The following is a 7,698-nucleotide window of genomic DNA, read 5'->3' as shown; positions in this document are numbered from 1 at the left end:
TAGTGGCCATCCTGTCAATGCACCATGGCTGCGGTGACCATGCACCATTTCAGCGGTCTGGGTGCACCATTCGTGCGGTCTAAAGGCACCGTTTCAGGCGGCGTATTCAGGCGGGACATCGCCCTGGAGGAAAGCGGGCAGTTCACCGACCTGGGCTATGTGCGGGATACCGGGGACAGCTTCCACGAGTATTACGATGGCGAGCTCGGCAGCATCCCGGAGGAATACCGTGTGATGACCTTCCAGGACGATGTCCCCGAAGAAGAAGTTTCGGAATGGGCCATGGACCTTGCCTACGATATGGACGAGTTTTTCCGGCAGCACGACCCGCAGTATGCCGCCGAGCACCCGGAGGAACACGCGGCGAAGGAAGAAATCTACGAAAACCTGATGGCCGGGCGTATCTCTGCCCTGGACGAGAAGCTGGCCGCTCTGGGGCAGACCCAGGAGGACTATCTGCCTTCGGAGATCGAGAAGTTCAAGGACGCCACCGGCTATGAGGAATTTCTGGATGTGGCCCCCCAGGCGATCCGGGCGGCCATCGAAAACCCGGATCAGTCCCATGTTGACGAGATGCTGGCCTTTGCGGAACAGGCAAACCGGGAGTATGAGGCGGAGTTGTATGGGCAGCAAGCGGCACCGACCCCGGACGACCGGGAGACCGGCGAAACGGTGCGGACCCCCAGGGGCACCTTCCATGTGACGGATATGAGCCGGGAACAGATGGAGGCGGCCGGATACGGTTTCCACCATGAGTCCGAGGACGGGAAATATCTCATCATGGCCAACGGCAGCCGCGCCTTTGCCATCCCCAGCGGAGACACCCCCGAACATACCGCGCCGGAGAAGCTGACCGTCCTGGTGGTGGAGCCCATGAAGGAGCCCTATGTGAAGGAGATCGACCCCGGCCTCCATGCGCTGCAAGCGGAGGTGGGCGGCGATATTGCCGCCTCCTATCCCTTTGACGATCCGGTGGGGCTGGTGCTGAACGACGAAGGCAAGCTCATCGGTCTGGACCTGAACCGTTCCCTCCGGGATGAGCATGGCGAGATTTACGACATTGTGGCTGGTACATTCCTGGTGGTGGGCCTGGGGCCGGAGAGTTTTGCGTCCCTGCCCCCGGATATGATCCAGAAGTACACCGAGCAATTCAAGCGGCCGGAGCTGTTTGCCAGCATCAACGGGCAGATCGTATCCGTTCCCGTGGAGCCGGAAAACCCGCTGCGCACGGCGGAAATGACCCTGGAGGATGACTACGGCATGATCGACGGGATCATCAACAACGGCCGCCGTGGTAAGGAATTGGAGAAAGCCCAGGCCGAGGCGCGCAGAACCACGCCGGAGAAAAAGCCCTCTATTCGGGAGCGGCTGGAGGACGCAAAATGGGAGTGCGCGGAAGGGAAAGGCCCGGACAAGCCTGCCCCGCAGAAGAAGCCCCCGGAGCTGGGCGACTTATGAGCCGGAGCAAGAAATGGCGTCTGGAATGGGCGTTCTTCCTGAGCGAGAACGGCAGGCGTCAGTACAACAAGCTCTGTAAGGGCTGTATCCATCCCTGCAAGCAGAGTTTCCGGGCAATAGTGTTGGCCTGTCCGCACTATCTTTCCCGCCGCTCCAAAAAGTGCGGGAATTAGGGTTCAAAATAGGGGAAGAAACCGCCTGTGGAGACTTTTCCGTATAGAGACAGTACGATTTCCCATGTGGGTAGCAGGGCGTTTCTAAATAGGAAAAGCACCGGATTTTCACCTTTAGATAAAATGGGAGCGCCGTCATCAGATCAAAGTGGTCTGGTGGCGGCGCTCTTTTTGCAGTCTATAGTTATTATCACATGCTCTGTTTTTTAGGACTGGGTAAGAAAAAGATGATTTCAAAGCCGGTTTTTATATGCATCGCTGCCTAGTTAATTGTTCCTTTCTCCAATTTACCCCACACATAATTCAGTAATTTTTTGTGATCAATGCAATCGGGGATAGAAGAGGCCGTCGGCCAGAACTCAATTAAATCTTGAGGTCTATTTACGCAGAAAATTCCTGCTTGTCCTATTTCTTCAAGAGTGCAGTAATTTGGTAGTATGACAAACATTTTATAAAACCAGTTTGCAGCATTGCCAACTTTAAAGCTATCTTGCAAATCTGATTTTGACAGGCATTCAATAATTTTCTTTAGCTGCTCATCCGTGCTGGCCTGATCGACCTGATTTGGATTTTCGTGTTTTCCGGCACTCAGCTCAGGAATTAAAATGGCACCGATATCATCTCCACCAATTGTTCTCACAGTATGATCCCACTGCATATGTTCATCTTCACCAGCTAATACTATGGGTTTCTGCCCACTCTGCGCTTTTAGTTGATGGGCAACCGTCTTGACAACAGCCATTTGCAAAAGCGGGAGTATGTAGTCCAGAACTGCTTGCTCTAATATTTTTTTGCTGTTTATCAGAAGCGTACCTTTTTATTTTGATATTTCTTAACTTGGGCACATTTGTCAGACTAGAAAACCGAATAAAGCTTCCAAGGACATCGGCAGCAAGGACGTGTTCTGGTTTAAAGTAACTATCAAGGGAGGAACACTCAAATTTTTCTATTCCTACATATCTGCAATATTGGTGTATCTTTTGTTCAAATGCGCTCACTTGATCTTCGCTCTGGGGATGCGATCCGCAATTTGATATGATGGCGTTGACAGACCACCCAAAATCCCTGCACAAGATCGCCATAAGTTCTAATTGGGCGAGATGTATAGTGGTAAGTGTATTGCGCGGCACGACAGGCCAAATCACCGTTTTATTAACCGAGAAATCGTGATTGCTTACGCGAATCAGTTGTACACCAATTTTTTCTAATGTCTCATAAAAACGTGTACTTCGACTTCCGTTCCAGACATTTGCGTCAATGGTCTCTTCCGTTTTAGACTTTTCCGTGGCATTTCGACTTACACTGCCATTCGCACCGTTCTGGACATCAATTAAAAAACAGGACTCATCATAGCGTTTCCATTCTTTTTGATCGACACTTTCAAAGGGAATGCGAGTAATTGTATTTTCCTCTTTATCCAAGTCGTAGAAAGAAAAATTGTGGTGATAGGTAGTTTCCGCATATGTGGCTCCGGATGAGAAGGTTAGCATATGATTGTGATACAAATTAGGGGGCTGTATGTTTCCGTGCGTATGTCCGGTAAAACAAAAATGGCTGTCAGCTGAAATCAGTTCAAACAGGGATTTGTTGTAATTATCCCCCTCTGTCTGCATTTCGTTTTCATTGAGCCATTCTTTTGGGTGATGCATGACAGTAATCACATAGGTTTGTTTCTCTGAGGTCCTTTCCATGTCGAGCATATCATAGAAGTTGCGGCCAAGCCAAAGATGTCCCTTGTCTTCTTCACCGCCCTTTAACGCATACCAAGCGGAATTGAACACGCAGAACCGGAGATTCATGTTATCTATCGTTATATCCATGCTACCGACCAAATAATTCTTCACATCTTTGAGCGCCAATTGCTCGAAGCAATTTTCTTTGCAAAAACTAATATATTTCTCAAAACGCCCTTGAAGATTGTCCAGTTCTTCCAGTTTCAAGGTTTCTCTTATTTTTTCAACAGAAGAGATATATTGCAGTTCCTTACATTTATTTTGATTGACATCGTGATTTCCACAACACCCGACAAATTTGGCGCTGCTCCTTACTTTGCCCCGAAGCTTATTAAACCACTCAGTGGCCTGCGCATATCCCTCATCGCTACAATGCCAAGCGACATCGCCAGTCACTAGCACCACATCCACCGTTTCCAATTCTGGCAATTTCAGCAGTTGATTCAACAGATTCATGCGTTGTGTTTCCGTTGTTGCGTTAGGGTCACTGCCAAAATGCAAATCAGACAGGTGTAGCATCCTCATATCGATCATTCTCCCATATATCTCTTTCGATGCTCCCACAGATCCAGGCGTTTTCTGATTTCTTCTTCACGCGGCATATTAGGGTAGCTGGGATCCAGCGGGATTTTTTTATTGCCAGAAACAGCCTGTGTAAGGAAACGTCCATCTGGGGAAACAAGGACGGTTGCATTTAAACTTCGTGGATTATTTTCTTGGATGATCACGCGCATCCTATCTTGCCACATGGCGTTTACCGAACGCTTAATTAGTCTCGAAAAGTGTTCGGAGCTTTGGTAACTGACAGTGAGTCTTTTTGCTTCATTAGTTTTAATGTCAACCAACTGCATCAATTTCCACACATGAACACCCACACAATATAACTTTTCCCCCATTGATAACAAGTCATTTTTATTTGCGGCTGTTACAACAGTATGGATCACCAAAGTTAGTTCTTTTCTAATACAAAGTTCCACGGCTTTCAAAACCGCCGAAAGATTATCCGGTTGTCTTTTACGTTCACATGTTTGGCGCGTTATTCGATCATTCTTCTCAATCAATGAGTCGACAGAAATCCGTACAACAACATCATTTTCCTTTAGAAATTGTATGTGCTCCTCAGTAAGCAAGATTCCATTTGTGTCTACAATAATCCCAGTTTTTCCGTGCAGTTTTTCAATAATAGACCGAAAAAAAGGATGCAATAACGGCTCTCCACCTGAAATCACAACCGCCAGCGGAGAATAAGAGAGCACAATTGAAACCATTCGATCTACATCTGCTTCCGTCTTAATGCATGAATCCAACTCCCGCATATCCTGTGCATAGCAATACGGGCATTTATGCGTACACTTACCAGTAATCAGCCAATTGATCACCAACAGCCGGTCAATTGAGATGTTTGTTGAAGTAGGAACATGAATCAAAGATTGTTCGGCAACTTTTGCAAATGTTGTTTTCCACAAAAGGCCAATCGAATCCAAATAGCATTGTGATACCGTTGTTCGATGACCATCCAGCCACTCCAGCACTTCCGTTCGATCCTCAGCTGGTATATTATAAAAAAGTCCTGTGTATGGTGAGAAAACCTGAAGCCCGGCTTCCCCGTCATCACGTACAAATATTTTGCTCTTGGTTTGATACGTCACAGTTCCTCCCTCCATATTTTAATGACATATTCCATATGCTTTGCCTTAAAGCCCTTTGATTGCGGATTTTTGGAACCAACGTGAAACATTTCCCTTTGGTCTACAATCTTTGCCTCAAATCCTAAATTCTTCCATATATCAATAATAGATTCCGCTACTGGAACAATATAAGAGCGCGCTGTGTTATTTCTTACAATGATAACGCCGGTAAAGGTAGAGGCCAAATGCTTAGCAATGTTACTGTATGCAACCTGAAGATTATAAAAATAATTCCGAAAATACGGCCCATAATACACACGGTTGTCGTCTTGCGCTTTCTTTGTTTTCCGATAAGAAAAAATCTTTTCAATAAAGTCATTGGCATGAGGACTCCAAATTTCTCCAGCGCTCTTCCCAGAGACAACATTGCTCCCGATTGGGTCATCCAAATTTTTTGGAATATGCAGCAAATTTTTCTCGTTCAATTCATTGAGAAGCTCGTTCTCAGGGCCAAACATCTTTGCATAGTCGATATGGTTAGGATACGGAGGGGAAGTTAACATAAATTCAAAACGCTCGCCATCAAATTGAAAGACTTTGCTATCGCCCAAGCGTATCTCATTTAAGATGTTTGTAGTTGCAGTATTTGTACTATGCTGCAGTTTAATTTTTAGCAGGGTAAGATAGGAAGTAAAATCGTCCCGATAATTGCGGTAGACTGCTGTGCTTCCTCGTTTTACATGCTGGACATCGCCATTCTGCATGGCAGCCAATCGGCTTGAAAATGGTAAAAGCAAAGCAATTGCAAACTTTTCCGCATCATAATCATAAAGCGTCTCATTCAGTTTTCGTGATTCCGTTAAGAGCAGAAGGTAAATGTACTCTAACAACGATTTCCCAATAGGTGCAATCCAGTCCCTTCTGGAAGCCTCCCAAAGAACCGACTCCTCTGGCAACTGATTGGTCTTAGGAATAACAGAATCAATAAGTGCGATATATTTTTGAGCATTTTGTGGCATGGTGAGATGTTGCCACAGATAACAGGGCGTGTTGATTTCAACGCAGTAAGTGGATATCCCATATTGGTTTGCGCAAGGCCTGATAGTCCCATATCCTGACATTGGATCCAAAATTCTTTCCGCACCGTTTGTATAAAACATCTCCATACATTGGTGAAGCTGATCTTGGTCAAAGGCCGCGTAATTGCGGCCGTTGTTCAGAAGCGTTTTGTAAGAGATATTGATTAAATTTAGCCAATTGTCCATATTTGCCATTTGGTATCACTTTCTCCAAATCAGAACAGGTTTAGTTACCATAGAATAATAATCAGATAAATTTTGAAAACCTGTATCATCAGTTTAGGATTACATTTAATAATATTAGTATAACACACAGAAAGAACCCCGTCGAGTAAGTATGTACAAAATGCCAGATATGCATCGACGCATAATCTCTACAATACACGACGCATAATCTCTACAATACAAGTCCACTTGACATCGGCAACTAATATATATGGTAAAAATAGGTATATGCCATTTGTGCCGTGGGGCTAAAGAAACTATGGAATTTTAAAGAAGTTTAACTTATAGCTCAAGTTGTTCGCCTTTTTTCTCCGGAAAAGCAAGACACATCATCGAAGCTATATTCTTTCGAAGGGTACCATACTCCTTTTCCTCTCGTTGTATATTCCTAAGTTCCGTTTGCAGGGCGTTCTTACGGGAGGAGAGCCCGTCCAGTTCCACTTTTAGCTTCTCTGCGGTGGGAAGTTTGGTAAGCCCAGCCTTTTTGATTTCCCTGGCTGCCGCCTCGAACAAGATGATCTCGCTCTCAAACCCACGCAGGAATTTTTCCTTGTCCTTCGACGCCTTGTATCGGTCATAGACGGACTTCAGTTTGCGGTAGGTGTCAATCTGCTTTCCCAGAAGGGCAAGGTCGGCAATCTGCTGTTCCGTATCTCGCAGACTTTCCCTAGTGCGGATGGATGCGGCGGCAACGGCGTCGCACCGTTCTACCAATTCCTCATAGCTTCCGATGCCATGTTCGGTGAGAAAGTTCATGGTGGCGGCCGCCCGTTTCAGATTCTCAATGGTCGCCCACCGCTGGTATCCGGCGCTCTGCTGGGCCTTGATATTGTTCTGAATATCAATGAGCAGGCTGACCTTCCCGCTGCGCTGTTGGGGCTGTCTGGAGGGCCTGGGGCCTCCGGCGATGCGAGAGTCAACGGCTTCTTCCGTGTAATCGGCGCCCAGAGTTTTGAGCCTGGTGAACCGCTCCTGGTCCGGCGCCCTGGCGGAGATATACTTTCCCCGCTTGATTTCATATCCTTCCCGCTGTAACCGGGCAAGCAAATCTTCCAGGCTGGAGGACACGGGGATCAGCCGGTCGATGGCTGCTTTCAGCTTTGCCTTGTAGCTGGTGCCGTTCTGTGCGGCCTGATGCTCGATGTAGCTCTTGCCCTTGTCCTGGCCGGGAACGATGACGGACAGGCCATGTTCTCGACACAGCCTATCGCTGGCCCGGCGTATCTCGTGATAGCTGCGTTTGTTGGAATGGTAGTGCTTGTGGTCGGTGAAGCTGACCGCATTGAAGATCAGATGGTGGAGTAGGGAAGCACCGCCTTGTCACATTGCTGTGGTAGGTTTGCGCCACCCTCTCCGGGAACCGTACGTACCCCTCTCAGAGTATACGGCTCTGTTACTGCTC

The 7,698-nt window shown here is 47.1% G+C and carries 5 protein-coding genes and 2 pseudogenes; 1 reads left to right on the top strand and 6 read right to left on the bottom strand.

Features of this window, described 5'->3' with window-relative positions; all coding sequences use genetic code 11:
* Window positions 1-642: 642 nt before the first annotated feature.
* Window positions 643-1,458 (top strand): annotated as a pseudogene (locus H6B51_RS18640) (DUF3846 domain-containing protein); the annotation flags it as partial.
* Between the two features lie 435 nt (window positions 1,459-1,893).
* On the opposite strand, the gene H6B51_RS15535 reads toward H6B51_RS18640, so the two are convergent.
* The 6 genes and pseudogenes from H6B51_RS15535 to H6B51_RS18635 all read right to left on the bottom strand — a co-directional run.
* Entirely contained in the window at window positions 1,894-2,289 is a 396-nt protein-coding gene (locus tag H6B51_RS15535; RefSeq protein ID WP_204884541.1) for a hypothetical protein, read from the bottom strand.
* A 10-nt stretch (window positions 2,290-2,299) separates the two neighbouring features.
* On the bottom strand, window positions 2,300-3,889 hold the full coding sequence (locus H6B51_RS15530) for a metallophosphoesterase family protein (RefSeq protein ID WP_204884540.1): 1,590 nt from the start codon (window positions 3,887-3,889) through the stop codon (window positions 2,300-2,302).
* A gap of 5 nt (window positions 3,890-3,894) precedes the next feature.
* A complete protein-coding gene (locus H6B51_RS15525; protein WP_204884539.1) occupies window positions 3,895-5,013 on the bottom strand; it encodes a radical SAM protein in 1,119 nt (372 codons plus the stop codon).
* Complete coding sequence (locus H6B51_RS15520) at window positions 5,010-6,266, bottom strand: hypothetical protein (RefSeq protein WP_204884538.1); 1,257 nt, start codon at window positions 6,264-6,266, stop codon at window positions 5,010-5,012. Before H6B51_RS15520 ends, H6B51_RS15525 begins: the two co-directional genes overlap by 4 nt.
* Window positions 6,267-6,578: 312 nt before the next feature.
* Window positions 6,579-7,343, bottom strand: coding sequence for a hypothetical protein (locus tag H6B51_RS15515; protein WP_470382167.1), 765 nt, complete (start codon window positions 7,341-7,343; stop codon window positions 6,579-6,581).
* 147 nt (window positions 7,344-7,490) lie between these two features.
* Window positions 7,491-7,586: pseudogene (locus tag H6B51_RS18635) on the bottom strand (hypothetical protein); the annotation flags it as partial.
* Window positions 7,587-7,698: the final 112 nt, after the last annotated feature.

The organism is Pseudoflavonifractor phocaeensis (assembly GCF_016901955.1).
In the GTDB taxonomy this organism is placed as follows: Bacteria; Bacillota; Clostridia; order Oscillospirales; family Oscillospiraceae; genus Flavonifractor; species Flavonifractor phocaeensis_A.
This window is presented reverse-complemented; position numbering and strand designations above follow the sequence as displayed.